This window comes from Crinalium epipsammum PCC 9333, assembly GCF_000317495.1.
In the GTDB taxonomy this organism is placed as follows: domain Bacteria; phylum Cyanobacteriota; class Cyanobacteriia; order Cyanobacteriales; family PCC-9333; genus Crinalium; species Crinalium epipsammum.
The window spans coordinates 4,802,402-4,828,688 of sequence record NC_019753.1 but is presented as its reverse complement, the minus strand read 5'-3'; the positions used below and the strand labels follow the sequence as shown (position 1 = coordinate 4,828,688).

The window sequence follows — 26,287 nt, the reverse complement described above, 5'->3', positions numbered from 1 at the left end:
TTAACCTGAAAGAGTAAGCATTGAGAAGTCAATAGTATTGTTGTTACTGGTAATTAATCATTGATAATTAGATATGTCATGGATTACCCTGAAAACCACTAGCGCCCGTTGGGAAGCTGAATTAATGCAACAAGTATTAGCGGCTCATGAAATTCCCAGTCGGATTATTGACTTGGGAGTTGCCTCCTATTTTGGGCAAGGAAGTCCTGCTGCATTGCTTGTAAAAAATAGTGATCAGTGGACTGCCTTGTTATTGCTCAGTTCCCCAGATGAAGAGAATTTGGGAGCATCAGATCACCCTTAAGGAATTAAATATTTTTTATGTCTTTATTTGATTGGTTTGCAAATCGACAGAAATCAGCTTCAGGTAGTCAACAGCAACAAGAGCGGGAAATTGCTGATGGTCTGTGGACTAAATGTGAGGTTTGTGGTGCAATTGCTTATACCAAGGATCTCAAAGCTAATCAAATGGTGTGTCTAGAGTGCGACCATCACAAGCGGGTAGGCTGCGAAGAGCGTATCCGTCAACTGATTGATGTTAATACCTGGATGCCTTTAGATGAGCATTTACGCCCAACAGATCCGCTAAAATTTCGCGATCGCAAACAGTATAGCGATCGCATCCGAGAAACTCAAGAAAAAACTGGTTTAGTAGACGCAGTTGCTACGGGTACGGGTCAAATTGAGGGAGAACCCATCGCTTTAGGTGTGATGGATTTCCGATTTATGGGCGGTAGTATGGGTTCTGTCGTTGGCGAGAAACTAACGCGCTTAATTGAACATGGCACAAAAGCTGGCTTCCCAGTAGTAATTCTCTGCGCCTCTGGTGGTGCCAGAATGCAAGAGGGAATGTTAAGTTTGATGCAGATGGCAAAGATTTCTGGGGCGCTAGAACGCCATCAAGCATCTAAATTGCTTTATATTCCTGTGCTAACTCACCCGACAACTGGCGGTGTAATTGCTAGTTTTGCGATGTTAGGAGACATTATTCTGGCAGAACCTAAAGCCACAATTGGCTTTGCAGGTCGGCGGGTAATTGAACAAACCTTGAGAGAAAAATTACCAGATGATTTCCAAACCTCTGAGTATCTTTTACAACATGGGTTTGTCGATGCAATTGTACCACGTCCGCAACTAAAGAAAACCTTAGCTCAACTAATTCGCTTACATCAGCATCCCTTTTCGATTCCGGCAGTAGTGCCAGAAGCGATCGCCCAAGGCATTGGAATAGTGTAAATCCTAAACTATCCGCATTACTAATGTAAGCAAAGGGATCGCTCAGTGGCATGATATTCATATTAGAGCGACTCAATCCTTCAACTCTACCCAACCATCATGGGCTTTGCAGACCTGTCAATTGCAGAAATCGCGGCGGACTACAACCAAACGATAGAACAGGTGTTCCATCTGTGCGAACAGCTAGGAATTCCTTATAAAACTGAAAAAACTCGGCTTGCGCTGGAGGATGCCAAGGCAATTATTTCTAAAATTTTGTCTCAAAAACCAGATGCCAGCACTCAATAAGTGGCAAGGTTCCTGCCAAACCACCCAAAAGAAGTGCAGCACGATGTTTAGCATCCCCAGCGTCATAATGAGTGACAGACTAATATTATGCCCTGATGATTGGAAAGAGTGCGATCGCACGCTAAGTGTGAGGATGCTTAATGATTGAGTGGATAGCTGTGTTGCGGATTAAATTACTCAGGCAAATTTGATAAGGAGAACCATGCTTAAGCGATTCGTATGGCTTTTTGTGGCGACTGTATTTTTCGCCTTTCAGATAGTTGTTAACAGTGCGTTTGCGGTAGAACTTGATGCCAATACCCGCACGGTGAAATTAAATGAACAGGGTGAAAATATTACCCTGAACAAAAAACAAGTCAAACAAGGCAAACGCTTATTTAGTGCAGTCTGCGCTCAGTGCCATGCTGGAGGTATTACCAAAACCGACTTCAACGTAAGTCTTAGCCCTAAAGATTTATCTGGCGCAACGCCTCCACGGGATAACGTTGATGCCTTAGTGGATTATCTGCACCACCCAACCACTTATGATGGGGAAACTGTAATCTCAGAAGTACACCCTAGCACTGAAAGTGCCGACATTTTTGCAGAAATGAGAAATCTATCCGAAGATGACTTAGTAGCGCTTGCAGGTCATATTCTCCTACAACCAAAGGTTATGGGCGATCAATGGGGCGGCGGTAAAGCTATTCGCTAAGGTTTTGACTCTTCGCTTTGCTCAAGGGCAGGGTTTTGAATTGCTCATTACTCATCGGTACAGACTTGATGATCATCAAAGCTAGAATAAAGCTTGCTACAAAGTTTTAACAACAGAGGAGAACTACATTGAAGAAATTGATATCTATTGCCTTGTTAGCTTTAGCTATTGTGACTGTTGCCTTCACTAATCCCGCTTTTGCTGAGGGTGACGCAGCTAGTGGTGCAAAAATCTTCAGTGCTAACTGTGCTGCTTGCCACGCGGGCGGTAACAACGTGATTATGGCTAACAAAAATTTAAAGAAAGAGACCCTTGAAAAGTACGGCATGAACTCCCTTGAGGCGATCGTCAAACAAGTTACTAAGGGTAAAAATGCTATGCCAGCTTTCGCGGGTCGTCTTAACGATCAACAGATTCAAGACGTAGCTACCTATGTTTTAGGACAATCTGAAAAAGGTTGGTAAGGAACTTTTAATAGTTCTGTAATTGGGTATCAAATGACCTCTCTTACTTTAGAGGGGTCTTTTTTGTGGATGTGCGTAGGCGCAGCCAGCCGCAGGCATCGCAGCAGATCTATCCACAGACCAAAAGACAGCCCAAAATAATTTGGGTTATGCTATTGCCACTGTTGGATTTTGAGGAAAAACGCCTGTGGTTCCATTACGCGACGATAATCCGATTCAAATTACTCCTTATGTAACTTATGGGCTAATTGCTGCCAATATTCTCATTTTTCTGTATGAGCTAACTTTAAATCCCCAACTACTCAACGGTTTTTTCCATATCTGGGCGGTAGTTCCTCGTGAGTTAACCGCTAGTTTTAATGGCGTACCAAGCACTCAATCAGTACCAGAATGGCTGACGTTAGTAACATCACAGTTCTTGCATGGTGGTTTTTTGCACGTTGCGGGAAATTTGTTATTTTTATGGATTTTTGGCAATAATATTGAAGATCGGCTAGGTCATATCAAATACTTGATTTTTTACATTGCTTGTGGTGTATTGGCAGCTTTAACACAGTGGTATTTTTCTGCTGGATCTAGTATTCCTTCTTTGGGAGCAAGTGGTGCGATCGCAGGTGTTATGGGTGCATACGTTCTTAAATTTCCCAAAGCCAAAGTTTTGACATTACTACCACTAGGTTTTTTCATAACAACAGTCAGAGTTCCGGCGTTTTTCTTCCTGGGTTTTTGGTTTTTACAGCAAGCATTCTATGGTGCAGCCAGCTTAGACGCGCCTGCTAACATTGGCATGGAAAGTGGTGGAATCGCTTACTGGGCGCACGCAGGTGGCTTCGTATTCGGCGCAATTCTCGGTCCACTCTTAGGATTATTTTCCTCAGACTCAGAATCTCAGGTTTTATAGTCATTTGAGGAGCACGACGAAGCACGAATTGACTCAGCAACTCGCAATGCTTTTTTTGTTTCCTTAGTCGTGGCTATTACTGCTCTAGTAGGGGTGAGGCTTGGTGCGCTGCGATGACTAGACAAATTTTAAAATCTGTTTTCGTTCTTAGACAAGGGTTTTATTCCCCAAACTTATTTTTGGAAAGTGGCAAAATCTCAAATAAAGTAAAAAATACTGCTTAATTTCCGAAAAGCAAGTAACTAAGTGAAAGTTAAGCTAAATTTGCATTCTCAGCTAGGTGTAGAGACACATTTTGAAATACTACTACTGCTTAGTTAAGTTTCCTCAATCGCAATTAAATTTTTTTAGCTGTCCCTCACTCCTCACATCTTCTTTGCCAATTGCTTAATTGGTTGAAGTAAATCTATTGACAAATGCAACATATTAAGAGTAGTTCCTTCAACACCGCTAGGCGAAGGACCATGATAGTCACTACCACCAGTCATCAATAACCCATACTCAGCACATAAACGTTCTAAATTCTCAATATGCGATCGCGTATGAGTAGGATGATAAACTTCAACTCCCATTAACCCTGCATCCACCATCTCTTTGAGGACATCCTCAACCTTCCCACCCTTAAATAGATAAGGATGCGCCCAAACTGGGACTGCACCACAACTGCGTAACAAATCAATTCCTTCAACAATAGAAAACTTCTCGTAATCTACATAAGCAGGTCGATCATCACCCAACCAACGCTCAAAAGCTTCCTGAGATGATTTTACATAACCTGCATTTACTAATGCTCTAGCAATATGCGGACGACCTGGAGCCATGCCTTCACCCAAGGTTGGTAACTCAACCGGATACCCCAGCGCCGCTAATTTTTCTACCATCATCCTAGCGCGGCGAAAACGTCCTTCTATCCGTTCACGTAGAGGAGTATCAAGTAATTCAGGATTAGGATAAAAGCCGAGAATATGTAAAGAGCGATCGTTGTGGACAGTACTTAATTCAATTCCAGGGACAATTTCTATATTGTGTGGTTGAGCGGCTGAGATCGCTTCATCCCACCCAGAAATAGTATCGTGGTCAGTAATAGCAAGAGCGCGTACTCCTTTATCAACAGCCGCAGCAACCAGTTGTTGTGGTGTGAGAGTACCGTCTGAATAAGTTGTATGGCAATGGAGTTCTAGCATATTTCAATTATGGACTCTCAACAAACAAAATATCCACAGTAGCACTTAGAGCCTATCTTTCAAGCTCTATTTAATGTGAATAAACCTCTCTATTTATCTGTGTCCATCTGTGTTTATCTGTGGTTAAAAATCTCTTCAAACCACTTTTCCAATAGGTTCTAAGAACCTATACCAAAAATAATTAACTAGATATACGGGCATCTTGCCCGCATATCCTTATAAGTAAATCCTGAAAATCTTAAAAACCGTAAGAAACTCCAACGGAAAGTACAGGATATACACTCAAACCATTCAAATCATCCTCTAATTGTTTTCTTTCATTTTCAATCTGAGTTCTTAGTTGTTGGTTTGCATTGGGATTAGTAGCCCTCAATTCTACTTCTGGCGAACCCGAAAATAGCACACCCAAGTCCACGGAAAAACCTAAGCCTTGCCGCCTGACTGGATTAACAAAACCAATGCCTAAATATGGTGCAATGCTGTTGGGAAATGACGCTTTAGCCTTCAACTCACCAACTTCTTGAGAAGTGAAAGTGCGATCGCCGATTGTAAATGTCCCGTTTTCCCTCGCTTTGCCTGTAGCATCAATACGATTATCTTGATAAGCCAAACCGCCTGTCAGCCTCAAACCACCTCCACCAAATGGATAGAAGTCAGCCAGTCCAGTTACACTAAATAGCTTTAAATCAGCATTGTAATCGTTAAACTAAGCGATTTCCTCACGGGAACCGCTCGTCTTCAAAACCGTGCTTGAGACTTTCACCTCACACGGCTCCTCAGTAATAAGGCTCCAATGGTCATGAGTACCTCTGATTACCCGTTTTATGGGCTTAGGTTTGGCACTATTGCAGCCAGATTTTGTACCGAGACTACCATCACTAGCAGTCTTTTCATCGTGGCAATGACGGTGAAGTAATTGCATATTTTTATACTCATTCTTTCCACCTTTCGATTTAGGAACGATATGGTCAACTTCCATCACCGATTCTTCTGTGAAATTCAATTTGCAGTGGGCGCATTTCCCTTTCTGTTTCTTTAACAGCGTTGCCACCGTCTTAGGCACTTCTGGGTTATTGCCCATTCTTGTACTCCAGTAAACTAGGTTGCCATCATAAGGACTGGCTTCGCTTTGAACTTTTACATGACGCACTATTTCAGTGGCGTTATGTTTTAGTAACCACATAGGGTTTTTCCCTTCTTGTCTGGTTGCGAATACCCATTTATCTTCGCCTATGGTTTGCCAATATTTATCAGCTACCCATCCCCCTGATTTGTTAGGGTGGCGGCGTTTTGCCCAGCTTCTTAACTTCCTGTACACTAAACTTCCAAGCTTCGAGAATGTCTCTTTGCTACTAACTGTTCGGTAATAATTAGCCCACCCTTTAATAATTGGGTTCAAATGGGCTATCAACGCAGCTTGTGTGGCTGTTTTATGTTGTTCTATTACTTCTGTAATGCGGTCATAGTGTATCTTTATCTTCTCTTTGCTGGGTTTGATGAGTGTTTTAAATCCAAGTGGTTTCCCTACGGTATTACAACCCGTGTTATATTTACCTGCTGGGTACTGCCTGATGTTAAACCCCAGGAAATTAAACCCTGCGTCTTGCCCCTCATATTCAATCAGAGTATGGGCAAGGCGCGTTTTACTTGGTTTCAATTCGAGACCCATGCCCATTAACCACTCAGAGATAATCTCTTTACATCTTTTAACAACGGTTATGTCTTCATGCAGTATCACGAAGTCATCGGCGTATCGGATTAAACTTAGGGATTTTCTTTTATCCCTTTTTCCAAATCCACTTCTTGACGGAAGTGTTTCTGCAAACTGCTTAATCCGTTCTTCCATTCCGTGAAGGGCAATATTCGCTAATAGCGGAGAAATGACCCCGCCCTGTGGCGTACCCTCGGATGTGGGGAACATCTGCTTGCCATCCATCACTCCCGATTTAAGCCATGCTCCTATCTGGCGTTTTAGGGTTGGGAATGTGTTTAACTTTTTAAGAAGTTCCCTGTGGTTGATTCTGTCGAAGCATTTGGCAATATCGGCATCAAGCACGTATTTGGCTTTCTGATTAATTGTCACGAAAATTGCCCCGATTGCATCATGGCATGAGCGTCCTGGTCGGAATCCGTAGGAGTTGGGTTCAAATCGTGCTTCCCACTCCGGTTCAAGTGCTAGTTTGACTAACGCCTGAAGCGCCCTGTCGTACATCGTGGGAATTCCCAAAGGACGTTTTTCGGTTGTCCCTGGTTTATCTATCCATACCCGTCTAGTGGGTTTGGACTTCCCCTTTAGTGCAAGTTTTCTCACCAGTGCCAGCCTTTGTACGGGAGTTAAGGATTTTACCCCGTCTACCCCAGCCGTCTTTTTGCCCTGGTTGTCTTGTGTCACGCGACGCACTGCAAGCATCTTCCCTGACCATGACTTCATCAATGTCTTCTGGAGTCTGCGAACTGCTGCTATATCACCACGACTAGAGGCTTTGAATATTCGCTTTTGTAGCTTTTGAACACGGATTTCCAGCTTGCGCCAGTTAACCTTGCTCCATTCCACCATCAGTTGTTGAGACTGTGTATTAGACATATAGACCACTACTTGAGACTATTCATTCCTTAAAACCGTGAGTCTGTCAGCTTATCCTTGCCATTACAGCAAAGCGTTTGCTTCTGACTCAATCCCACCACCTCGTAGCATCCGGTTAGCACCTACTCAATGTATTCGACCTCACTGAGAGCATACGAGGGGTTACTTCGTTCCGAGCGACCATACTATGAATCTGTTAGAGTTCCAATGTCCACCGGGTTTATTTGGAGATGCTGTAGGTCAAGACGAATACTGCCTACCTCTTATCCTTTGCCTTTTGGCTCCAGCCTATCATTCCCTTTGGCTGGGTTGAAGTGACGATGGTTCAGTCGTGGATTCAGGCGTAATGCCTTACTCATGGATTCTTTGCTTGCCTGCACTTCCATAGGACTTGGAGTGTTGAAGGCTTTCACCCCCGCTTTACGGATTGATGGCATCGCTACCGTAGGGGACGTAGTTTTTCAACCACGCTCTGTGTGCTTTCACCTGGCATCTACAGGGGAGGGATTCTCACCCTCAAGGTCACTCAGTTGTCAAGGTTCAGTTCAGGATTTCTCCCTATTTACCCTTGCGGCTAATCCTCCAAATCTTTGCAGATATTGGTTTCTAGCCAACGAGTCGCACAATATCACTTTCACTAGCATCAACTCCAAACCCAAACCCATTAACTCCCAGTCTGGCGTTTAAATTGTTAGAAATTCCTTTAGTGAGATCTACCCCTACCCCCAGAGTACCAATTTTAGGTGTAACGGCAAATCCACCCCCAGGTCTGGCTGTTGTTGGTTCTGTTACGACTGGTTGTGTGGGTTGTGTGGGCTGAGTACCTGGTTGAGTACCTGGCTGATAGTCTCTACATCGGGAATTCAGGGGGAATGAGGTACACAGAGAATCCAAGTCGAGTGGAACAGCAGCAAGCAGTTCTGCTTCTGTCTTAGTTGTAAATACAGCTTGTTTCCCTAGCTGTAAATCTGTAGCTTGATATGAAATATTGCTTGTTTGGGGCGCGGTATTGCTAGATATGCTGTTCAGATCTGCTTTTGTTTCGCTCTCAGGAAAAGCTGACTGATTTAAGCTAATAGTCGATTCTGTAGTACTAACAGCAGTGGTAACTGCTTCTTTGTTCTCTACAGTTGGCGAACCTGTTACAATTTTAGATTCTTCATCTACTTGAGTGGTAGGCTCAATATTTACTTCGACTGCACCAATTTGCTGAGGGATAGTTGCACTCAGTAGCAGATTGGTAGCTACTCCCAAGCTTAATAGACCAAATTTTGAGTAATCTAAAATGTTTAGCATTTGTTAGCTATCTGGGTTTGCTGATTCATATTTGCTGATGATTGTACTATAGGAAGATTTACTTAAAAACCCCTATTTTTCATTACAAATAATTGATATTATCGAAGGTTATCAATTTTGCGAATAGGGACTTTATTGCTATTTAACGATTTTCCTTTGTTGGTGTAATTATCGGATTTTGCCTGAAGAACCAGCTTTGAGATTTCAGACAGGCTTTGATTTTTGTATCATAGATCACACAAGCATATATAAATAAAATTTTGCAGATCGACCGCACTAGATGATTTTGCTGATGAAAATCACAATGATGTTAATGATTGACCAATACCACCTTTAAAAAATACCTACATGACTCTAAAAGCAGTTTTATTTGATTTTAATGGCGTTATTATTAACGACGAGAAAATTCACGAGCAGCTAATTGAGCAGATTGTGATTGCAGAAAATTTGCGCCCTCAACCAGGGGACTTTCGGAAATTCTGCTTGGGAAAAAGCGATCGCGCCTGTCTCTCAGATTTGCTCAAAGATCGTGGTCGTTTTGCCACTGAAGATTACTTAACTAAATTAATTAAGCAAAAAACGCACTTATACCAGCGCCACTTGGAAACATTAGAAAAATTACCGATTTATCCTGGTTTGGAAGACTTAATTTTTAAATTGCGTGTAGCAAAGCTACCGATGGGTGTCGTTACTGGCGCAACAAGATCTGAAGTGGAACTGGTGTTAAATCAAGTTAATCTAGCACAGTATTTTGATGTCCTAGTAACTGGTGATGAGTTAATAGCTAGTAAACCCGATGGCTATCTCTTGGCTGTACAACGATTAAATCAACTACATCCTGATCTAAAGCTTCAACCATCGGAGTGTCTAGCAATTGAAGATACCTTTGTAGGAATTAAAGCCGCCAAGCAAGCAGGTATGCGAGTGGTGGGGGTAGCAAATAGTTACCCTTTTCATATGCTTCAGCGTCAAACCAACTGGACAGTAGATTATTTATCTGACTTAGAGGTAGAACGAGTGCAGCAAGTCTATTCACCAGCAACAGCCGTCTGATACTTCGACAGGCTATATAAGCTAGTTGGTGATTTTTGTCAATCTGTTCAAGTTTCCAATTATTAAAAAAATGTTAACTTATTATGCGTTTTATTAAGAAATTAGTAAATGTTGTGTCAGATTATATTTTTTGTTCTTTAAGATATCGTGATCAGGTATGGTGAAATATAAAGGAATTGTTAAATAGTTCAGAGGTGACGTACTTATGTGCTACCACCAATAACATCAGTTTTGATTAATTCCTGAGTTCGGTACAGGTATTTACAACCCGGAGGTTCTATGAGTCCATCACTGCTGCGTCAGCTATGGGTCATGATCGAAAGTACGCAGGCTCATATCTTGTTGAAACTAGATGATGCCAGCTTAGTACAATGGCTATTGAAGCAACTCAACCAAGAGCGATCGCTTGATTACCAGGAAGTTGCTGTAGTAAGCAATTACATCCAATCCCGCATATCTCTAATTCGAGATTTGGCTTATGAGCGATAATCGCTCTTTGATAGTATTTGAACAACTTTTGCTACACTCAACATATTTAATAAGTAGCGATCGCTCCTCACACCTCATATTTAAAACAGCTATAGTCAGCCGAAATGCTCCCTTCTATGGCAAGGTTGAAAAATAGAGAGGAAAAGAGCAACTCATCGTTTTATGCAAACACTGCCAAATCCAACAACTTCCCAAGCCGCTTCTAATCTATTATCCACTGATACTACTATCCAAAGGCGCAAAACCCGCCCAGTAAAAGTGGGTAATATTACAATTGGCGGCGGCTACCCTGTGGTAGTGCAGTCAATGATTAATGAAGACACCTTAGATATAGATGGCTCAGTAGCAGGAATTCGCCGCTTGCATGAAATTGGCTGCGAAATTGTGCGTGTTACAGTTCCGAGTCTCGCCCACGCTAAAGCGTTAGCAGAAATTAAGCAAAAATTAATTGCTACTTACCAACCTGTACCCCTCGTTGCTGATGTCCATCACAACGGAATGAAAATAGCCTTGGAAGTTGCCAAGCACGTCGATAAAGTGCGGATTAATCCAGGCTTGTATGTATTTGAAAAGCCGAAAGCAGATAGAACTGAATACGCCCAAGCAGAATTTGATGAAATTGGCGAAAAAATTCGCGAAACTTTAGAACCATTAGTTGTTTCCTTACGCGATCAAGGCAAAGCCATGCGGATCGGCGTTAATCATGGTTCTTTGGCGGAACGGATGCTATTTAGTTACGGCGATACCCCTGAAGGGATGGTGGAATCGGCATTAGAATTTATTCGTATTTGTGAATCTCTAGATTTCCGCAACTTAATAATTTCTATGAAAGCCTCGCGTGTGCCTGTGATGCTTGCGGCATATCGTTTAATGGCACAGCGTATGGATGAGTGCGGGATGGATTATCCCTTGCATTTAGGTGTCACTGAAGCAGGTGATGGTGAATATGGACGGATTAAGTCTACTGCTGGAATTGGCACATTGTTAGCTGAAGGCATTGGCGATACTATCCGAGTATCACTTACTGAAGCCCCAGAAAAAGAAATTCCTGTTTGCTACAGTATTCTGCAAGCATTAGGATTACGCAAGACAATGGTGGAGTATGTCGCGTGTCCTTCTTGCGGTCGTACTTTGTTTAATTTAGAAGAAGTGCTGCATCAAGTGCGAGAAGCAACTAAGCACCTGACTGGTTTAGATATTGCGGTGATGGGTTGTATTGTCAATGGCCCTGGTGAAATGGCGGATGCTGACTATGGCTATGTAGGTAAACAACCTGGTTTCATTTCTTTATATCGTGGTAGGGAAGAAATCAAAAAAGTGCCAGAGTCTCAAGGCGTGGAAGAGTTAATTAATTTAATTAAAGGTGATGGTCGCTGGGTTGAGCCTGAAGAAAGTTAAGATCAGTAGCGATGTAGAGACGTTGTAGACAACGCCTCTACACCAAAGGTAGCAATCATTGGCAAGGTAAGTCCTGAGTTCGATTTGTTTGCGCTCAAATTTGCGTACAATTTATTAAATATGGACTTACGCAAAAAAACAGTGCGCTCAAGATGTTCGCACTACGTTAGTTATAAATTTGGGGAACAATCTGTCTTGATCAAGACTCTACCCTAGAGACGATAGTGTTTTCCGGATTGCAACCCAATGTAACTGGATTTATATTGATATGTAGACTACTAGCTAATATTGCCTATGCTAGAGTGAGCGTAATTCCTTGGCATTAGTTTCCCTGCGGCTCAGAAAAGGATCATGGTAATCACAAAACGTGGGCTAGTTCTCGGTGCAACAGCATTAGTGCTAACAACAGTTGGCGTTACTGGTGCTGGTATTCATTTGTCACAAGGTCAAGCTTTATTTCGCGAAAGCCCTAAAGAAATCGTTGATGAAGTATGGCAGATTATTGACCGCCAATATGTCGATGGCACTTTTAACCAAGTAGATTGGCGAGCAGTACGCAAAAAGTATCTGAGCCGGAGTTATAGCAGTAAGGAAGATGCTTACAAAGCAATTAGGGAAATGATCAAGCCCCTGGATGACCCCTATACCAGGTTCATGGACCCGAAACAGTTCAAGGATATGCAAATTGACACATCGGGGCAATTAATCGGTGTGGGTATTCAATTGGCTCAAGATGAGAAGACGAAAAAGTTAGTAGTAATTGCTCCTATTGAAGATACACCAGCTTCTAAGGCGGGGATTTTAGCTAAGGACATTATCCTCAGAATTGATGCTAAAAGTACCGAAGGTATGGATGTGAATCAGGCAGTACAACTGATTCGCGGTCAAGAGGGAACGCCAATTAGGTTGACTATCCTCAGAGGAGATAAACAATTAGTTTTTCCTCTCACACGGGCAAAAGTTGAGGTTCATCCAGTACGCTCTAGCATTCAAAAAGATTCACAGTTGGGATCTGTTGGTTATATTCGGTTAAACCAATTTAGTGCTAACGCGCCATCTGAGATGCGTAATGCTATTAAAAATTTAGAAAGGCAAAGAGTTGCTGGCTATATTTTAGACTTGCGCTCTAACCCAGGAGGATTACTCTACGGCAGTATTGAAATTGCCAAAATGTGGTTGGGAGAGGGAGCGATTGTTTCGACAGTTGACCGAAATGGTGAAAGCGATCGCCAAGTAGCTAATCGTACTGCTGTGACAAATAAACCTGTGGTGGTTTTGGTAGATGGTGGTTCAGCTAGTGCTAGTGAAATTCTTTCTGGGGCGCTGCAAGATAATAAACGTGCTTTATTAGTTGGTACAAAAACGTTTGGTAAAGGTTTAGTACAATCAGTCAGACCACTAGGAGATGGGTCAGCATTGGCTGTAACAATTGCTAAGTACTTTACACCTAGCGGACGCGATATTAACAAGCTAGGAATTAAGCCAGATGTGGTAGTTGAACTTACAGAGGAGCAAAAGAAAGCTTTAAGTGCCGATCGCACCCAAGTTGGCACAGTAAATGATCCACAATATGCTAAAGCACTACAAGTGCTGAAGCAAGAGATAGCTAAAACAGGAAACAGTGCCGCTTCTACTACAGCAAAGTAGTTAGATACTTGAGTGTTGAGTTGAATGTTGAAAAGAAGAAACTCAACACTCACATTGCCTAAACTGGTTGACACTTACCTGCGCGGATCAAACCAACACGACGAGCGATCGCTTCTTGTTTAGAAGCTAAGGGTCCCCATTGCTCCACAATATTTGGATCTTTATTCTCCCCTGCGATTTGTTCGTTGGGGAGAATTTCACAATGACCATCTTGGCGCTTGACAATATACCATTTTTGTGTTATATCCATTATTACCTCACGCTTAACTTTACGCACCGAAAGCCTAAAACAGAGATCCCCCCTAGCCCCCCTTAAAAAGGGGGGGAATTCAAAGTCCCCCTTTTTAAGGGGGATTTAGGGGGATCTCTGCGTAAGTCCTGTTTATCTTTTAGTGGGTGTTGCATCTGGTTGTAAAATCATCGGTAATCCTTGCTCACCACCTCCAAGAATGACAATTTTAGAGTTAGGCGATTGAGCTAGTTTTTCATTTGCTTCAATCATCTTCAATCTAAGAATTTGAGCATTAAGACCTTGGGAAACAATCTTTTGGTAATCTGATAAACCTTTAGCTTCAATTCTCTTACGTTCTGCTTCTTGACGCTCTTTTTGCAACACAAAAGCCATTTGCTGAGATTCTTGCTCTGCTTTCAGCTTTTGCTGAATGGCGGCTTGGACTGTCTCTGGTAAAACTACATTCCTCAATAAAGTTTCTTCTACAATGAAACCTAAAGATGTTAATTGTTGAGTAAGTTGTTGATCGAGTTGTTTGGCAACCTCCTGACGTTTGCTGGAATAAATAGCGTTAGCTGGGTAGGTGGCAGTGATTTGACGAATAGTGGAGCGAAATCTAGAACTGAGAATATCTGTCTCGCTAGTACCAATTTTTTGATAAAGTTCTACGGCTTTTTGCGGGTCGAGTTTGTACTGAAGACTCACATCAAGATTAAGTGTTAAGCCTTCTTGAGACGTTGTATCTACATTTTCTTTGACATCTTTTAGGCGAGTTGAAAATTGTATTACCTTCGCAAATGGATTAACTAAGTGGACACCAGGAGCAAGGTAATTTTGGGCTACTTTACCAAAAGAATCGACAACGCCAATATTGCCAGTAGGAATAACGATTAGTGCTTTGGAGATCGAGTAAAGTATACCAATTACTGCTATCAATAAAGCGATCGCACTTAATGAAGAACGATTGCGATCGGTGGTCATCCCTAGACGGTTAGAATATACCAGAACTGCAATTAGGGCAGTAATTAGAGAAACAATAAAATCCATAAATTTATTTTCTCATGGAATAAGATTCAAGTTACATCAATAATTTACGCTTTGGGGATGGTTTTACCAATTTAATAATTAAGTAAAGAAAGCATCTAGTTTAAATGGTAATTAATCTTTGGTTAAATTTTGATTAAATATTGTATATTTTTCAATCTAAAGATTGATTTACAAATTGCAACAAAAATAGTTGGTAAATTTAACCTGTTCATAATCTTAACTTATAGCCCCTTAAACTTGAGCCGTTATGCTGTCATAAGCAAGCACTAAAAAGTAATTTTTAGAGTTAATTCTAAAGGGTTCAAGAACATGGCATTTATGCTTAAACGGGTATCATTATTAAGTGCGATCGCTCTGGTAGCTAGCACATTAGGTCTGCCAATATCTCCAGTTCAGTCTATAACTCCAGGTACCGTTCAAATTGATGGTTCCAGTACCGTTTATCCGATTACTGAAGCAGTTGCAGAAGAGTTTCAGAAAAAAGGTGGGGGGAGAGCTACAGTGGGTATTTCTGGAACTGGAGGCGGTTTCAAAAAGTTTTGTCGTAATGAAATAGATATTGCGGATGCTTCACGACCAATTCTTGCTAAAGAAATGGCGGCTTGTCGAGCGGCTGGTGTTCAATATATTGAATTACCCATAGCTTATGATGCACTGACAGTTGTTGTGAACCGTCAAAGTCCGGTAAATAATCTGACAACGGCTGAACTGAAGAAAATGTGGGAACCTGGGGCGCAAGGTAAAGTTTCCAGATGGAATCAAGTACGTGCAGGATTGCCCAATGCGCCTTTAAGATTATATGGCGCTGGACCCGATTCTGGTACTTTTGACTATTTCACCGAAGCCATTGTTGGTAAACCTAAATCAAGTCGGCGTGATTATACTCCCAGTGAAGACGACAACGTTTTAGTACAGGGTGTTGCTAGAGATAAGAATGCTTTAGGTTACTTTGGTTATGCCTATTACCGTGCTAATACCAACAGACTTAAAGCCGTTTCAATTAATGGTGTGCTACCTTCTGCTCAAACTGTAAGAAGTGGTAAGTATCAACCTTTATCCCGACCAATCTTTATTTATGTAAATGCTAAATCTCTTCAACGACCAGAAGTTAAGAAGTTTGCAGAATATTACATGAACAATGCTAGTCGGTTATCAGCAGCAGTAGGATATGTAGCATTACCTGCGAATGGTTATGCTATAGCAAAACAACATTTGCAAAAGCGCAAAGTTGGTACAGTATTTGCTGGTGATGCGCCCGTAGGTTTAAGAATTGAGGCATTGCTACAGCGCGAAGCAAAATTCTAAAAGTGATTAGCTATCAGCCATCAGCTAAAACATCAAGCAGTAATTCTTTTAAGTAAGAAACTACTTTGTTAAAGCTGACGGCTGATATCAAGTTTGTTTAATCACTTACGCTCAATGTAGGTTGGGTAGAACGAAGTGAAACCCAACACATTATAAGTAATCAGCCGGATATGAGATGAATGCTAATTGCTAACAGCTAATTGCTAACAGCTAATTGCTATTAACTAAATATGACTGAAACACCAATACAAGCATCAAGACCAGTACGGCTATCGCCAAAAGTAATTCGTTCTTTGCGGGAACGAGCGATTGAATTTGTATTATTTCTTGCTGCATCTTCTTCGGTGGCAACGACTATCGCAATTCTGTATATTTTAGTTTCAGAATCTCTGAGCTTTTTTGGGCAAGTTCCATTATCAAAATTCCTAACTGATACAGAATGGAGTCCTTTATTTGAAGACCCCCGTTATGGAATTATGCCATTAATAACAGCCACTTTGGTAACTACAGGCGTGGCTTTGTTTGTAGCAATACCATTGGGTACAATTGCCGCAATTTATCTCAGCGAATTTGCTCCATCTCGTTTACGCGAAATAATTAAGCCTGTTTTGGAATTACTAGCAGGTATTCCGACAGTAGTTTATGGATACTTTGCACTATTATTCGTCACGCCACTATTGCAACAAGTTTTTCCTGATTTGTCGGGATTTAATATGTTAAGTCCTGGGATGGTCATTGGGATTATGATTATTCCTTTTATTAGTTCTATTAGTGAAGATGCTATGAGGGCAGTGCCACTTTATTTGCGGGAAGGCTCTTACGCAATGGGAGCAACAAGGCTACAAACTGCTTTGAAAATTGTATTTCCTGCTGCTATTTCGGGAATTATTTCCGCTTATATTCTCGGAATTTCTCGTGCAGTTGGTGAAACAATGATTGTTGCCATTGCCGCCGGATTACAACCAAATTTAACTTGGAATCCGATGGAACCTGCTGCTACTATTACGGCTTACATTGTGCAAGTAAGTCTGGGTGATTTACCTCACGGCACTTTAGAGTATCAAACAATTTTTGCAGCTGGATTAACCTTGACATTAATCACTTTGTCGTTCAATATTATTGGATATTTTTTGAGTAAGCGCTATCGAGAAATTTACTAATTTAGCTGGTAGCTATCAACATTGACTTGATCGGGTTATAAAATTTTGATGTCTAGGATTAATAGAATATAAATGGCAACAGTAGAGCAAATCCGAGCAATTGTATCTCGTAACAAAATAGGCAATGTAATTTTTACTATTATTGGCTTGTTGTCTATTTTAATAGCAGTGTTAACTCTGCTGGCATTAACAATTAAGTTAGCAATGGATGGTGCGCCACGCCTGACCGAAAACTTCTTTTTTTCTTATCCTTCTCGTAATGCCGAAGAAGCCGGAATTTTAGCTGCTTGGGTAGGAACAGTGCTAGTAATGTTTGTGACTGGACTTGCAGCTATTCCACTAGGGATTTCTTCAGGTATATATTTAGAAGAGTATGCCAAAAAGAATTGGATTGCTGCTCTGATAGAAATTAATGTTACAAATTTAGCAGGTGTGCCATCAATTATTTATGGTCTTTTAGCCCTGGGTTTATTTGTTTATCAATTAAAGTTAGGCGAGAGTATTTTAGCAGCAGGTTTAACCTTAGCACTATTAATACTACCGATAGTAATTGTTACCACTCGTGAAGCACTACGGGCGATTCCCAATACTATGCGTGAAGCCGCTTATGCTATGGCTGCGACTAAAGGGCAAGTAGTTTGGGATCATCTTTTACCTTACTCAATTGGTAGCATTCTTACGGGTGTAATTATCGGTTTGGCAAGAGCAATTGGAGAAACAGCACCTCTAATTACTATTGGCGCACTAACATTTATTGCTTTTTTACCAGACTCCCCATTTAAAGGTGAATTTCCTTATATTTCTTGGAGTTGGTTGCAAGCACCTTTCACAGTTATGCCGATTCAAATGTTTAGTTGGGTTTCTCGTCCTGAACCAGAATTTCAGGTGAATGCAGCAGCAGCAGGCATAGTTTTAATTGGTATGACTGTAGCAATGAATGGAATTGCTATTTTTCTAAGATATCATTTACGCAAAGGACTAAAATGGTAGAAAAAGCATCGGAATCTAAGTTACATAAAGTAAAAGTCAGACCAAAAGCCAAAGTAAAAGATTTGAATTTTTACTATAATTCAGTCCATGCACTCAAAAATATCAATTTGATTGTAGCTGAACATAAGGTAACAGCTTTAATTGGTCCTTCAGGGTGTGGTAAAACTACCTTTTTACGCTGTTTTAATCGGATGCACGATTTGTATCCTGGTAATCGCTATCAAGGAGAAATTTTATTAGATTCTAATCAAGTTAATATTCTTTCGCCTAAAGTTGATCCGATAGAAGTGCGGATGCGAATTAGCATGGTTTTTCAAAAACCTAATCCTTTTCCCAAGTCTATTTATGAAAATGTTGTCTATGGGTTGCGGGTGCGGGGTATATCAAAACGTAGTATTTTAGATGAAAGGGTAGAGAAAGCTTTACGCAATGCGGCTTTATGGGATGAAGTCAAAGATCGTTTACATGATTTGGCTTTTAATCTTTCAGGTGGTCAACAGCAACGTTTGTGTATTGCGCGTGCTTTAGCAACTGATCCTGAGATTATTCTGTTTGATGAACCTACTTCAGCGTTAGATCCAATTGCTACTAATAGTATTGAAGAATTAATTAGTCAGTTAAAGGAACAGGTAACAATTCTGATTGTTACTCACAATATGCAGCAAGCGGCGCGGATTTCTGACTATACAGCTTTTATGTATTTGGGTGAGATGGTGGAATTTAACCAAACTAATGTGATTTTTACTCAAGCTTTACAGAAGAAGACTCAAGATTATGTAAGTGGACGTTTTGGTTGAAATTACCCCACCCGCGCTACCGCGCACCCTCCCCTTTATAAGGGGAGGGTTAATGAGGGCTAGAGCTTGTTTTCAAACTAACCCGTCAGATTAAGATCCCCCTAAATCCCCCTTAAAAAGGGGGACTTTGATTGGATTCTCCCCCCTTTTTAAGGGGGGCGGGGGGGATCGAAGGGTTTGAAAACACGCCCTAGGGGAAACTAGCTCCCTCCCCTTGATAAGGGGAGGGTTGGGGTGGGGTAGAGGTCTAATGATTACCGTTGCCGTTAGTTTTACCGTTCCCGTTGCTGGTTGTTGCTAACACTTTCTCGGCAAGTTTGTCTGGAACTTCTTGTAGATGGTCAGGTTGCCAACTAAAGAAGCCAACACCCATTGTGAGCGATCGCAACTCGACAATAAAATCGTGCATCTCTGCTTGTGGTAAGAAAGCGGAAACTTGATCCCAACCTACCCAATCAACTTTACGATCGTAACCGAGAATTTGCCCTCGACGACCAGTTAAAAGTTGCAATACTTTTGAAGTATATTCATTGGGCGCACAGACTTTTACTGAGATAATTGGCTCTAACAATGTTGGTTGACATTGAGACATCCCACTTTGCATAGCTAGGCGGGCAGCATTTTTAAATGCTTGTTCGGAACTATCTACGGTGTGATAAGAACCGTTGGTTAATGTTACCGCCACATCCACAACTGGAAACCCTAATGGCCCATGTGCTAAATACTCGCGCACACCAACTTCTACACCTGGAATATACTGCCTTGGCACTACTCCGCCAACAATTTTTTCATCAAAATTAAAGCCTTGTCCACGTTCTAACGGCTTGATATCAAGGTAAACATCTCCAAATTGTCCATGACCACCGCTTTGATGTTTATAGCGTCCATGCACTGATGCGGCGGGTTTGCGGATGGTTTCTTTGTAGGGAACTTGCGGTAAATGAGTTGTCATTGGCAAGTTGTATTTCCGCCGTAGTCGATCTAATGCTACTTGCAGATGTATTTCCCCTTGACCCCAAAGGATAACTTCGTGGGTGTCGCCGTGTTGTTCCCAAGCTAGGGAAGGATCTTCTTCTAATAGTTTGGTGATCGCACTACTCAGTTTAACTTCATCGTTGCGCTTTTCTGGTGCGATCGCTAAAGCATAAACTGGTTTTAGTTGTTCGGCTTTTGGTAATTCTGTCGCCAGTTGTTTACCCGCAGTCGTAAGCGTATCGCCTGTATGAATTCCTTCTAAACGTCCTAGTGCCACAATTGAACCAGCTTGGGCTTCCTGAACACTCATTGGTTGCTGACCCATTAAGCGATATAAACCACCAGCACGGACATTATTTAGTACTATGCCATCAGTTAGCGTACCTTTCCAAACCCGTACTAAGGAGAGTTTACCGCCTTGGGGAGTGTAATAAGTTTTAATTACTTGCGCTAATGGAGCATCTTCATGTAAAACAATTCCGCGATGTTCCGCAGTAGTTTCTGGTTCTGGTGCTTCTCGCAGTAAAGCTTCTAGCAATGGTCGTACACCGTAATCTTGATCCGCAACGCCTAAGAATACAGGTACAATTAAATCCGCCCCTAATTCCATCTTGATATCTTGAAGGATTTCTTCTACAGGCGGTTCAATTTCTTCTAGTAATTCTTCTAGCAAATGATCGTCAAGGTTTGCTAATTCTTCTAGCATTTCTTGCCGTGCAGTATGCTCTTGTTCCCGCAACTCCTCTGGCAGGGGAATTGGATCGGCAGGCGCACCAGCATGATAATGATAAGCTTGCTCTGTGACTAGATCGATAAAACCGATCAAATTTTCTCCTTGACCAATAGGATATTGGTGAGGAATTAATGGACGGCTTGAAACTGTCTTCAGGGCGTGTAGTACGTCCATAAAGTTGTTATTTGCCCGATCCATTTTGTTAATAAAGACTAGGTGGGGAATTTCCCAATCGTCTAGAAACTTAAATAAGGGGGCAAGAGTAAGAACGCGATCGCAAACTGGTTCGCAAACCACAATCGCTGCATCAACGCCAATTAAAGCGTTGTATGTTTCTTGAATAAATTCAATTGAACCAGGGCAATCTACAAATGTAAAATTAATACCTTGATATTCCGTGCTGGCAGTTGACACCTCTACACTCATGGTGCGATCGCGTGCTTCTGTTGAACTATCGCCTACTGTATTGCCATCCTTGACATTACCTTTACGCGAAATTGCTCCAGTGACAAATAATAAACTTTCTAGTAATGTAGTTTTGCCACTTAAATAAGGACCAACAACTGCCACATTTCTTGTGGCTTTCATGACTTTTTCGTTCATAAGTCACCGCCTTAAGTTAAAAAAAAATTAAACTGTGGGATATCAGTTAGCAATTAGCAGTTAGCACAAGTCCTGTCAGGTATTTCTAGAGAGGTGTCATTGAAACCTTGATTAACAATCTGTCCAGTGTCTACTGTTTATTGTTCACTGATTTAATCCCTCTGTTTGTGAGATTAGCGTGTTATTGATCAATGTCACAATAATTGCAACTTCTTTTAAGATTTACTGCAAGAAATATCAAGTAATATTAATTTTCTTAAAGCAAGAATAAATTTTATGAAAAAAAATCAGGGATTGCAAAGAAATATTTATAAAATCGAAATGAATCTGCGTTTGCCAAATCACAATATAACAAAAAAACAAAGTAAGACTGTTTTAATGCTATGTTTTTTGATGTTGAGTTACTTACTGCCTGGTGATTTCACCCCTATCAGTGCTAATACTCTTCCAAAGATAGCTTCTGCACCGATATTTACGGCTCAAGCTCAATTAGGTTTACCAGCCGCCGTACAATGGATGAATCAAGGTTTACAGTCACTTCAACAGGGAAAAGTAGCAGATGCGATCGCAGCTTTTAGACAAGCATCTCAGTTAGATCCAGACTTAGCCGCCGCGCATTACAATTTAGGACTGGCGTTGCGACAGCAAGGAGAAATACAACTAGCGGCAGATGCTTTTTACCGCGCAATTCAAGCCGATCCTAGTTTCGCTTTAGGGTTTACTAATTTAGGGGCAGCTTTGTTAGAAGGTAACAATTTACAACAAGCAAAAGATTACTTAGGAAGAGCGGTAGAATTAAACCCCAATTCAGGAGTAGCTAATTATAACTTGGGGTTGGTGAGGGAACAACTGGGGGAATTAGGAGATGCGATCGCATCTTTTAAGAAAGCCGTACAATTCAGTCCCAAAGCACCAGAAGCAGTTTACCATTTAGGTTTAATGTATCTACAACAAGGTAAACTAGATGAGGCTAAAAAAAGCTTTGAGCAAGCAATTAAAATTAATTCCAAATATGCAGAAGCTCATTATAATTTAGGTGGGATTTATTTAAATCAGGGTAAATTAGATACAGCCTTAGAAGCATTTCGCAAATCAGCAGAAGCTAATCGTAACTATGCTAATGCTTATTATGGTGCTGGTATAGTATTTTTACAGCAGAACAACTATTCAGAAGCTCAAAGAGTGTTGCAATATGCTCAACAATTATATATTGCCCAAGGGAATATTGAATGGGCGACTAAGGTTGAAGAAATGTTAGTGCGATCGCGCTAATCTTTAATTCTTTCTGTAGCCATTATTATACGGACGTTCATACTTTATTTGTTCTTGCAAATCTTGTAGGTCAAGCTTTAATTGAGTGATTTGTTCAGGAATAGAACCTATTGAAGAAATATGCGTTTGCATTGGAAGAGAAACCATTGTAAGTTAGAGATTGTGAAGAGTGAGAAAACTTTGGCTGCTAATTGTGACTATACCAGTTGCACTTATTGGGACAATGCTATTTTTAAGTCGCGATCGCCATCCGATAACTGCACCTTCTGACTCTGTGCAAGCACCACCCCAAAATCTGCAATATAATTCTTATTCCCTACCTTCAAGTTTAATTCACGTTCTCCGCATTCCTGCTAAAAGTAGTTTTTCAGTAACGCCTGCAATATCTCCATCTTTGAATACTGTAGAAGAGTTTGCTAAAAACAAGCGTGCGATCGCAGTTTTGAATGGCGGATTTTTTGATCCAAAAAATTATAAATCTACCTCTATTGTTATTCAACAAGGATTATTAGTAGGAAATCCCAAATTAAATGAGCGACTGATGAATAATCCTCAGTTAACTCCTTATTTAGATAAAATCCTAAATCGCACAGAATTTAGAGGCTATATTTGTGGAGCAAACCTGCGTTATGATATTGCCTTACACCAAGATCCAACATTAACAAATTGCCGATTAGTTGATGTTTTAGGCGCTGGTTCTCGTTTATTGCCTTTAGAAAAAGATATTACTTTACCCTTAATTCAAGAAGGTTTTTTAGATATAGTCAACGGCAAAGTTATTAGAGATAGCCTTGGAAGTAATCAACCTAATGCTAGAAGTGCTGTTGGGATTACGGATGATGGCAGCATTGTTTTAGTAATGGTAGCTCAAAAGCCGGAATCTCCTAATAAATCGGGGATGTCTTTAACAGCGTTGGCTAACTTTATGAAATCTTTGGGTGTGAAGAAAGCGATGAATTTGGATGGGGGTAGTTCTTCATCTATTTACTTTAGAGGGAAGACCTTTTACGGCAAAGCGAGTAACAAAGGAAGTTTTGTTAAACGTCCTGTTAAGTCAGTGTTAATAGTTCAAGAAAATTTAGTAAATAAGTAAAATAAATGTCACCTAGAACCATTGTAGAGACGTAGTATACAACGTCTCTACATTCTTGGAGATGTATATTGCATAAGACTGTAGCAATGTTGAATATTAAGCAAGAAAGATCATCAACGATTCAAGATCTATTTCTAAATAACATATCAGGATAAAAGACATGAAAACACGGAAACTAGGAAATCAAGGACTAGAAGTTTCAGAACTTGGACTTGGTTGCATGGGGATGTCTGACTTCTATGGTGGTAGAGATGAAGAAGAAGCGATCGCAACTATTCACCATGCAATAGATTTAGGTGTAAATTTCCTTGATACTGCGGATATGTATGGTCCTCATACTAATGAACAGTTAGTAGCTAAAGCAATTAAAAACCGCCGAGATCAAGTAGTTATAGCAACAAAGTTTGGTATAGTTCGCACAGCAGAGGGGGGTTTTGGAGGAGTTAACGGTAAACCAGATTATGTGCATCAAGCTTGCGATGCTTCGTTACAAAGATTGGGAGTTGATGTAATTGACCTTTACTATCTGCATCGCGTTGATCCGAATGTGCCAATTGAAGACACAGTTGGAGCAATGGCAGAATTAGTAAAACAAGGTAAAGTGCGCTATATCGGCATTTCTGAAGCTGCACCTGATACAATTCGCCGCGCTTATGGGGTTCACCCAATTACAGCATTGCAAACTGAGTATTCGCTGTGGACTCGCGATCCAGAAGATGAGATTTTGCCGACAGTACGGGAGTTAGGGATTGGATTTGTTCCTTACAGTCCGTTGGGACGTGGGTTTTTATCTGGAGCGATTAAAAGTATTGATGATTTAGCGCAAGATGATTACCGCAGATTTTCGCCTCGGTTCCAGGGTGAGAACTTCAACAAGAATTTGGAACTGGTAGAACAGGTAAATGCGATCGCATCCTTTAAAGGCGTTACTCCCAGCCAGTTAGCATTAGCTTGGTTGTTAGCGCAAGGAGAAGATATTGTTCCTATTCCTGGTACTAAGCGCCGTACTTATTTAGAAGAAAATATTGGTGCTATTGAGATTAGTCTGACGCAAGAAGAATTAAGTCGGATTGAACAAGTTGCGCCTAAAGGAGTCGCAGCAGGCGATCGCTATCCTGACATGAGTACTGTCAACCGCTAGTTAGTATCAGTCTGTAGAGATTTAGTAAACACTAAAATGGGAACAAGTTGCAGGGGTTTGGGAAAAAAGCACTGCAACTTGAAGGTCTGCAACTGTATAATTCAGGAGATGCAGACGAGTTTAGAGAAGTCTTTTGGTTGTCTGGATTGATTTGGGGAGCATTTTTTATTTAGAATACTCTAACTTTCTGGTCGGATACTACTCATACCTCGACCCCTGTTCTTTCCAGATAAAACGCCAGCCTAATGTGTACAAAAAGCTTTTTAAAACACCAATCACTCCTTGAATTTTGTACGCCAAGTAGGCTCTAATTCCCCACCCTTTTAATCTGCCTTTGGGGAGATATATAAATATACATTTGAACATTGCTATTATACCTTGGGTAACATAAGTAACGTATAAAATCTCAAAAAAAGTTTTGAAAAATTTAGTCTTTTTATCCCCTATCCATAACAATGGTTCACTGTTCCAAGGATCAAAAATTTGGAATTTAGTGGAAAAATTCCAGTAAGGTCGAACAAATAATTTTCCTCGCTCATTGAGCATAGAAGCTACAAAACTGAAATTGCTATTGCTATTGCAAACTATGTCACAGTTGCTTAAAATAAAGAAGTCAATATAAAACTCTATGTTTAAATTCTGCATACTCTCTGGCAGATTCACCTCTAAATCTTTCCAAGTAACAGGAGAAAATTTTTTAAATTCTGGAAGAATGCTGTCGAGATCATCACTACACAGAAATAAGACTGGGTTGTCTAATTCGTCCCATATCCCGTTAAGCCATTCGCAATACCAGTTGGCTGGAAACGCTAATGTAAAGCCTAGTTGCGGTTCCGTAATATAGTCACCTCGTCGAAGGTGAATTCCAACTATCGTTTTTCCTTGAGAGCGAAGAATATTTAGAGCATCCTCCAAAGGAGATTTTAGCTCCTTAACGGGCTGGAAAAGCGATCTAAAGTATTCTTTGTCTGGTGCAAATAATCGGGTATGAAATTGGAAGAAACCCCATATATCAACATTAGCAAGACCTGATTCAAGAGCTTCTGAACCTACGCGATAACTTTTAGCATCCGCTATTTTTTCAAGATAAGGAATGAATTCAGGAATAATATCAAACAAGTTTTCTCCCTCATCCAGGTGTTCAATTGCGGGAGGTAATCGTTGAGAAATGGGTGCGTGTTGGTGTCCAAACAAAGTCTGACCAATCCAATATGGACACTCTACTCTTGAGCCACTTTTTTCGGCACAGATTCTCAAAAAAGCATACTGGAACAGTTGGTTCCCGAATCGACCTAACTGTCCAAGACAGGACATTGTTAGAACTGGCTCAATGGAAGTAGCAGTCCCGTCTATTGAGGTAGAAAAAGTGTTCGCTGCATCTTTTTGGAAAGTATCAAATACATTGAACACCCTTTCTGTTTCGCTTTTGGTCGAGTACTTAGAATTTTCCATTGTATTAAATAAATGATTTTAAAATTTTTTGTTGTCCTCACGAAAAAGACCTCTGCTATGTTTGCGATCTTAGAGGTTTACTCGTAGATACAACTTGCTCAATAATATCAGCAGTTAGCTCGTACCCCAAGGTCGTCATCGGATTGAGGTGTCCAGATGCTGCCGGACAAATTAGCCCATAGTGAGTCATCTGATTGTTCTGGTTAATTACAAGTTTGTCATAATCTATACCACAAATTCACGCTTGAGTATT

The 26,287-nt window shown here is 40.9% G+C and carries 28 protein-coding genes; 18 read left to right on the top strand and 10 right to left on the bottom strand.

Features of this window, described 5'->3' with window-relative positions; translation table 11 throughout:
* The first annotated feature begins 73 nt into the window (after positions 1–73).
* The 6 genes from CRI9333_RS20985 (at position 74) to CRI9333_RS20960 (ending at position 3,583) form a co-directional block, all read left to right on the top strand.
* Positions 74–304, top strand: coding sequence for a DUF2007 domain-containing protein (locus tag CRI9333_RS20985; protein WP_015205163.1), 231 nt, complete (start codon positions 74–76; stop codon positions 302–304).
* Between the two features lie 17 nt (positions 305–321).
* Entirely contained in the window at positions 322–1,236 is a 915-nt protein-coding gene (accD, locus tag CRI9333_RS20980; protein WP_015205162.1) for an acetyl-CoA carboxylase, carboxyltransferase subunit beta, read from the top strand.
* 99 nt (positions 1,237–1,335) lie between these two features.
* Positions 1,336–1,524 carry a hypothetical protein gene (locus CRI9333_RS20975; protein ID WP_015205161.1) on the top strand — a complete coding sequence of 63 codons (189 nt, stop codon included), beginning with the start codon at positions 1,336–1,338 and terminating at the stop codon, positions 1,522–1,524.
* Between the two features lie 202 nt (positions 1,525–1,726).
* A complete protein-coding gene (gene psbV / locus CRI9333_RS20970) occupies positions 1,727–2,218 on the top strand; it encodes a photosystem II cytochrome c-550 (protein WP_015205160.1) in 492 nt (163 codons plus the stop codon).
* A 128-nt stretch (positions 2,219–2,346) separates the two neighbouring features.
* On the top strand, positions 2,347–2,682 hold the full coding sequence (gene petJ, locus CRI9333_RS20965) for a cytochrome c6 PetJ (RefSeq protein WP_015205159.1): 336 nt from the start codon (positions 2,347–2,349) through the stop codon (positions 2,680–2,682).
* 187 nt (positions 2,683–2,869) lie between these two features.
* Positions 2,870–3,583 (top strand): rhomboid family intramembrane serine protease, encoded by a 714-nt coding sequence (locus tag CRI9333_RS20960; protein ID WP_015205158.1) that lies wholly within the window; start codon positions 2,870–2,872, stop codon positions 3,581–3,583.
* A gap of 365 nt (positions 3,584–3,948) precedes the next feature.
* Here the strand turns inward: CRI9333_RS20960 and CRI9333_RS20955 are convergent, their stop codons facing one another.
* The 4 genes from CRI9333_RS20955 to CRI9333_RS20940 form a co-directional block, all read right to left on the bottom strand.
* Complete coding sequence (locus CRI9333_RS20955; protein WP_015205157.1) at positions 3,949–4,767, bottom strand: PHP domain-containing protein; 819 nt, start codon at positions 4,765–4,767, stop codon at positions 3,949–3,951.
* Positions 4,768–5,005: 238 nt separating this feature from the next.
* Complete coding sequence (locus tag CRI9333_RS20950; protein ID WP_051035420.1) at positions 5,006–5,395, bottom strand: hypothetical protein; 390 nt, start codon at positions 5,393–5,395, stop codon at positions 5,006–5,008.
* A 78-nt stretch (positions 5,396–5,473) separates the two neighbouring features.
* The gene (gene ltrA, locus CRI9333_RS20945; protein ID WP_015205156.1) at positions 5,474–7,351 is read right to left on the bottom strand and encodes a group II intron reverse transcriptase/maturase; all 1,878 of its coding nucleotides are present in this window, start codon (positions 7,349–7,351) and stop codon (positions 5,474–5,476) included.
* A gap of 606 nt (positions 7,352–7,957) precedes the next feature.
* A complete protein-coding gene (locus CRI9333_RS20940) occupies positions 7,958–8,647 on the bottom strand; it encodes a hypothetical protein (RefSeq protein ID WP_015205155.1) in 690 nt (229 codons plus the stop codon).
* A gap of 348 nt (positions 8,648–8,995) precedes the next feature.
* On the opposite strand from CRI9333_RS20940, the gene CRI9333_RS20935 reads away from it, so the two are divergent.
* From CRI9333_RS20935 to ctpC, 5 genes are all read left to right on the top strand, one after another.
* Positions 8,996–9,700, top strand: a complete 705-nt coding sequence (locus CRI9333_RS20935; RefSeq protein ID WP_015205154.1) for an HAD family hydrolase — start codon at positions 8,996–8,998, stop codon at positions 9,698–9,700.
* A 279-nt stretch (positions 9,701–9,979) separates the two neighbouring features.
* Entirely contained in the window at positions 9,980–10,189 is a 210-nt protein-coding gene (locus CRI9333_RS20930) for a hypothetical protein (protein ID WP_015205153.1), read from the top strand.
* On the top strand, positions 10,179–10,325 hold the full coding sequence (locus tag CRI9333_RS26960; protein ID WP_157462362.1) for a hypothetical protein: 147 nt from the start codon (positions 10,179–10,181) through the stop codon (positions 10,323–10,325). Before CRI9333_RS20930 ends, CRI9333_RS26960 begins: the two co-directional genes overlap by 11 nt.
* 26 nt (positions 10,326–10,351) lie before the next feature.
* Positions 10,352–11,587, top strand: a complete 1,236-nt coding sequence (gene ispG, locus CRI9333_RS20925; RefSeq protein WP_015205152.1) for a (E)-4-hydroxy-3-methylbut-2-enyl-diphosphate synthase — start codon at positions 10,352–10,354, stop codon at positions 11,585–11,587.
* 351 nt (positions 11,588–11,938) lie between these two features.
* Positions 11,939–13,234, top strand: coding sequence for a carboxyl-terminal processing protease CtpC (ctpC, locus tag CRI9333_RS20920; RefSeq protein WP_015205151.1), 1,296 nt, complete (start codon positions 11,939–11,941; stop codon positions 13,232–13,234).
* Between the two features lie 58 nt (positions 13,235–13,292).
* Here the strand turns inward: ctpC and CRI9333_RS20915 are convergent, their stop codons facing one another.
* Together CRI9333_RS20915 and CRI9333_RS20910 are read right to left on the bottom strand one after the other, a co-directional pair.
* Positions 13,293–13,484, bottom strand: coding sequence for a hypothetical protein (locus CRI9333_RS20915; protein ID WP_015205150.1), 192 nt, complete (start codon positions 13,482–13,484; stop codon positions 13,293–13,295).
* A 132-nt stretch (positions 13,485–13,616) separates the two neighbouring features.
* A complete protein-coding gene (locus CRI9333_RS20910; RefSeq protein ID WP_015205149.1) occupies positions 13,617–14,513 on the bottom strand; it encodes a prohibitin family protein in 897 nt (298 codons plus the stop codon).
* 309 nt (positions 14,514–14,822) lie between these two features.
* Between CRI9333_RS20910 and CRI9333_RS20905 the strand changes: the two genes are divergently transcribed.
* From CRI9333_RS20905 to pstB, 4 genes are all read left to right on the top strand, one after another.
* On the top strand, positions 14,823–15,818 hold the full coding sequence (locus CRI9333_RS20905; RefSeq protein WP_015205148.1) for a PstS family phosphate ABC transporter substrate-binding protein: 996 nt from the start codon (positions 14,823–14,825) through the stop codon (positions 15,816–15,818).
* A gap of 230 nt (positions 15,819–16,048) precedes the next feature.
* Positions 16,049–16,978: a phosphate ABC transporter permease subunit PstC gene (pstC, locus tag CRI9333_RS20900; protein ID WP_015205147.1), complete on the top strand. Its 930-nt coding sequence runs from the start codon at positions 16,049–16,051 to the stop codon at positions 16,976–16,978.
* Positions 16,979–17,050: 72 nt separating this feature from the next.
* On the top strand, positions 17,051–17,968 hold the full coding sequence (gene pstA / locus CRI9333_RS20895) for a phosphate ABC transporter permease PstA (RefSeq protein WP_015205146.1): 918 nt from the start codon (positions 17,051–17,053) through the stop codon (positions 17,966–17,968).
* On the top strand, positions 17,962–18,765 hold the full coding sequence (gene pstB / locus CRI9333_RS20890) for a phosphate ABC transporter ATP-binding protein PstB (protein ID WP_015205145.1): 804 nt from the start codon (positions 17,962–17,964) through the stop codon (positions 18,763–18,765). Before pstA ends, pstB begins: the two co-directional genes overlap by 7 nt.
* Positions 18,766–19,012: 247 nt before the next feature.
* Here the strand turns inward: pstB and CRI9333_RS20885 are convergent, their stop codons facing one another.
* On the bottom strand, positions 19,013–21,076 hold the full coding sequence (locus CRI9333_RS20885; RefSeq protein ID WP_015205144.1) for an elongation factor G: 2,064 nt from the start codon (positions 21,074–21,076) through the stop codon (positions 19,013–19,015).
* 276 nt (positions 21,077–21,352) lie between these two features.
* On the opposite strand from CRI9333_RS20885, the gene CRI9333_RS20880 reads away from it, so the two are divergent.
* Positions 21,353–22,348 (top strand): tetratricopeptide repeat protein, encoded by a 996-nt coding sequence (locus tag CRI9333_RS20880; RefSeq protein WP_015205143.1) that lies wholly within the window; start codon positions 21,353–21,355, stop codon positions 22,346–22,348.
* 3 nt (positions 22,349–22,351) lie between these two features.
* On the opposite strand, the gene CRI9333_RS26955 is transcribed toward CRI9333_RS20880, so the two are convergent.
* Positions 22,352–22,495 (bottom strand): hypothetical protein, encoded by a 144-nt coding sequence (locus CRI9333_RS26955; RefSeq protein ID WP_015205142.1) that lies wholly within the window; start codon positions 22,493–22,495, stop codon positions 22,352–22,354.
* Between the two features lie 22 nt (positions 22,496–22,517).
* Here CRI9333_RS26955 and CRI9333_RS20875 point away from each other — a divergent pair, with 22 nt between their 5' ends.
* Entirely contained in the window at positions 22,518–23,441 is a 924-nt protein-coding gene (locus tag CRI9333_RS20875; RefSeq protein WP_015205141.1) for a phosphodiester glycosidase family protein, read from the top strand.
* A 160-nt stretch (positions 23,442–23,601) separates the two neighbouring features.
* Complete coding sequence (locus tag CRI9333_RS20870) at positions 23,602–24,582, top strand: aldo/keto reductase (RefSeq protein ID WP_015205140.1); 981 nt, start codon at positions 23,602–23,604, stop codon at positions 24,580–24,582.
* Between the two features lie 198 nt (positions 24,583–24,780).
* Here the strand turns inward: CRI9333_RS20870 and CRI9333_RS20865 are convergent, their stop codons facing one another.
* Positions 24,781–26,034 carry an alpha-1,2-fucosyltransferase gene (locus tag CRI9333_RS20865; RefSeq protein ID WP_015205139.1) on the bottom strand — a complete coding sequence of 418 codons (1,254 nt, stop codon included), beginning with the start codon at positions 26,032–26,034 and terminating at the stop codon, positions 24,781–24,783.
* Positions 26,035–26,089: 55 nt separating this feature from the next.
* Positions 26,090–26,224: a hypothetical protein gene (locus CRI9333_RS28175; RefSeq protein WP_269667482.1), complete on the bottom strand. Its 135-nt coding sequence runs from the start codon at positions 26,222–26,224 to the stop codon at positions 26,090–26,092.
* Positions 26,225–26,287 lie beyond the last annotated feature (63 nt).